This is a genomic window from Bartonella sp. AP9QHHD, from assembly GCF_042195625.1.
Classification (GTDB): domain Bacteria; phylum Pseudomonadota; class Alphaproteobacteria; order Rhizobiales; family Rhizobiaceae; genus Bartonella.
In genome coordinates this window covers 1-2,721 of the sequence record NZ_JBHIOP010000077.1, presented here as the reverse complement: position 1 = coordinate 2,721, position 2,721 = coordinate 1, and the positions used below count along the sequence as shown (strand labels likewise).

The 2,721-nt window shown below is 37.9% G+C and carries 4 protein-coding genes and 1 pseudogene; 1 reads left to right on the top strand and 4 read right to left on the bottom strand.

Annotated features, from left to right (window positions below; genetic code table 11):
- Window positions 1-149 precede the first annotated feature (149 nt).
- The 4 genes and pseudogenes from ACFIK4_RS05585 to ACFIK4_RS05570 form a co-directional block, all read right to left on the bottom strand.
- The gene (locus ACFIK4_RS05585; protein WP_375675377.1) at window positions 150-695 is read right to left on the bottom strand and encodes a hypothetical protein; all 546 of its coding nucleotides are present in this window, start codon (window positions 693-695) and stop codon (window positions 150-152) included.
- 14 nt (window positions 696-709) lie between these two features.
- The gene (locus ACFIK4_RS05580; RefSeq protein WP_375675375.1) at window positions 710-1,456 is read right to left on the bottom strand and encodes a hypothetical protein; all 747 of its coding nucleotides are present in this window, start codon (window positions 1,454-1,456) and stop codon (window positions 710-712) included.
- A 98-nt stretch (window positions 1,457-1,554) separates the two neighbouring features.
- Window positions 1,555-1,809: pseudogene (locus ACFIK4_RS05575) on the bottom strand (hypothetical protein); the annotation flags it as partial.
- Window positions 1,810-2,036: 227 nt separating this feature from the next.
- The gene (locus ACFIK4_RS05570) at window positions 2,037-2,369 is read right to left on the bottom strand and encodes a hypothetical protein (protein ID WP_375626997.1); all 333 of its coding nucleotides are present in this window, start codon (window positions 2,367-2,369) and stop codon (window positions 2,037-2,039) included.
- A 105-nt stretch (window positions 2,370-2,474) separates the two neighbouring features.
- Between ACFIK4_RS05570 and ACFIK4_RS05565 the strand changes: the two genes are divergently transcribed.
- On the top strand, window positions 2,475-2,721 hold a 247-nt coding region (locus ACFIK4_RS05565), incomplete at its 3' end, for a hypothetical protein (RefSeq protein WP_375675379.1).

The window sequence follows — 2,721 nt, the reverse complement described above, 5'->3', positions numbered from 1 at the left end:
ACAGTCTCTCTTATGGCTTAAGTTGCTCTCTTTTTCTATAAAACCGCCTAGGTCACCTTTTTTGACATATCCAAAGTCTCTTAATGCTCTAATTCGGTGAAGAGTTCTTCCATCAAACACAGTTTTTTCATCAGTAAATTCGTATTTTTTCATCTGGTCTTTTCTCCAGTTGAGATTCTTTTATCGCCATAAATCCAGTCGTCCCAACATACACATGCATCACCGTAAATTTTTGCATTACCGTAAACATGCGCACTACCGTAAACATGCGCATTGCCGTAAACACGCGCCCTATCGTAAATGTGTGGCTCTTCGTAAACTTGTGCATTGCCATAAACTTCTGCATTATCAAAAACGCTAGATTCACCGCAAATATATGCATCACCGTAAACTTCTGCATGACCGTAAATGCATGGTTCATCGAAAACTTTTGCTTTGCCATAAATACGAGAATTGTCGTAAACATGTGCATAACCGTAAACATGTGCATTTTCGTAAACCTTAGCATCATCATAAACCTTGGCATAACCCCCAATCCAGCAATTACCATGATGCGATAGGTTGTCTTCTTTCTCGATATAGCCGCCAAGATCACCTTTCTTGACGTCCTCCAAATCTCTCAGTGCACGAATGCGGCGGAGCGTTCTGCGCCCAACTTCGATTGTTTCATCAGTAAGTTCGTATTTTTTTTCCATGTTTTAAGTCGCCCTTATCTTAAAACAGTGTCATTTCCAGATACTTTTGTATTTCCGGTTACTTTGGCATTCTCGCAAACTAGTGCACCACCAAACACACGGGCATTTCCAGAGATTTTTGCGTGACCGCCAACTTTAGCTTTTTCAGAGACATGTGCTCCATCATAAATTTCGGCACAACCACCAACCTTTGCTTTACCGAAAATACGAGCATTGTCACAAGCGGATGCAACGTGCGAAATTGTAGCGTTGTCGAAAACTTCTGCATTGTCATAAACGCGTGCATGTTCGGAAATTACGGCGTCATGGTATATTCTTGCTTTTCCATAAACCTTGGCATCACCGCAAACTTTTGCATTAACGTAAATGACTGCATCATCGTAAACATGTGCATCATCGTAAACACGTGCATCATCGTAAACTTGTGCACTTCCATAAATACGAGAATTGTCGTAAACCTTGGCGTTACCGTAAACTTGTGCCTTATCGTAAACTTGTGCCTTATCACAAACCGTAGCATTTCCACTAATACAGGCGCCATCAAATATCTTGGCATTATCAAAAATGGTAGCGCTTTCAAGCACCTTGGCATCACCATCTACCCAACAATCATCTTCATGACTTAGGTTGTCTTCTTTCTCGATATAGCCTCCTAGGTTGCCTTTCTCGACATCACCAAAGTTTCTTAAAGCACGTATACGGTGAAGGATTTTGCCATCAACATTGATTGTTTCATCAGTCATTTCGTATTTTTTTTCCATGGTTTTACTCCTTTAAGTTAGATTCTGCCTTTGTCGTTCTTGCAAAAGAACGGCATTGCATTGTGTGGTGAATTTTTTGAAAAGGTGGCGTCTTTNTCATGCGGTATTTTGCCATCAAAACACTTTTGTTCACGTAGTTTGAGATAAAACTCAGCAATATCTTCAGAGATATCTTCGCAACGATTAGTCGTTGGTTCTACGCGCAAAATTTGGACAGCATTATCGGTTTGGTCGATAAAATTGATAATGTCCTTTTCTTCTAAGAAAGGACCAGATTTAGCGAGATTTTGCTCTTCATTTTCGCACATCACTAAGAGAATTTCATCAGAATTTATAAACACTGGTTTATTCACAAATGCCTCCATACTGCCTATTGGCAAAAGTTATTTTCTAAGATATGGAGTGAATATATTTTCGTTTTACGGTAATGTCAACATAAAAATACCGTATAACGAAAATTATTTTATGAGTATTCATCTAAAGATTAGTGTGTTTTTATAGATATTTGGAGATTTTATGAAAGGTTATAAGACTGCCAAAAGAAAATTTTTACAATTGCCAAATGAAGAAAAAACAGCAGTTATCGCTTTTTTGATTCGATTAAAGTATGAAGAAACGCTAAAACTGCCCTCCGTTCTTCTTCATTGCAAGACGAATATAGATCATAAAAATCTTGATCTATCTTGCTTAAAGCCGGATACGGAGGATACTCCTTAAAGAAACTGTGTAGCTTCACTAGCTCTTCTGCGGTGATATCACGGTAGGCTTTAGAGTCAGAGTCATCAATCGATAATAAGCGCGTAATAGATGATGGACTCAATCCTAAATGTTGCCCTAAAGCCTTACGGCTTCCATGCCCCATTTCATTTAATTTTTCATTAATCCACATTTTTATTAGCTTTTGAAAATCCATTTTATTTTTCTCTCTTAAAATTATTAAATAATCAATATTGCGTATTACGAAAATTTTGCTTATATTTGCGTAATACGTAAATATATGACAGAAATTTTGGATTACATGATTACTCCAGCAGTTATGATTATAAAATATTTAGGTGGTGCAAAACGTGTGTCGTTGATTTCTCAATGCCATGTGTCTGCTGTTTATAAATGGACTTACCCCTTTGAAAAGCGAGAGGGTAAAGGCGGCATCATTCCAGCTAAATACCAAATTATGCTTTTGAATTACGCACGTGATCATGGGATAGATTTGCGTCCAGAAGATTTTTTTTATCCCGAGCGCTTGCAGAGATTAATGCAAGAGC

Excerpts from the sequence above, each read along its gene's own strand:
- ACFIK4_RS05585 (WP_375675377.1), bottom strand. The coding sequence starts at position 695 with ATGGAAAAAAAATACGAACTTACTGATGAAACAATCGAAGTTGGGCGC.
- ACFIK4_RS05580 (WP_375675375.1), bottom strand. The coding sequence starts at position 1,456 with ATGGAAAAAAAATACGAAATGACTGATGAAACAATCAATGTTGATGGC.
- ACFIK4_RS05570 (WP_375626997.1), bottom strand. The coding sequence starts at position 2,369 with ATGGATTTTCAAAAGCTAATAAAAATGTGGATTAATGAAAAATTAAAT.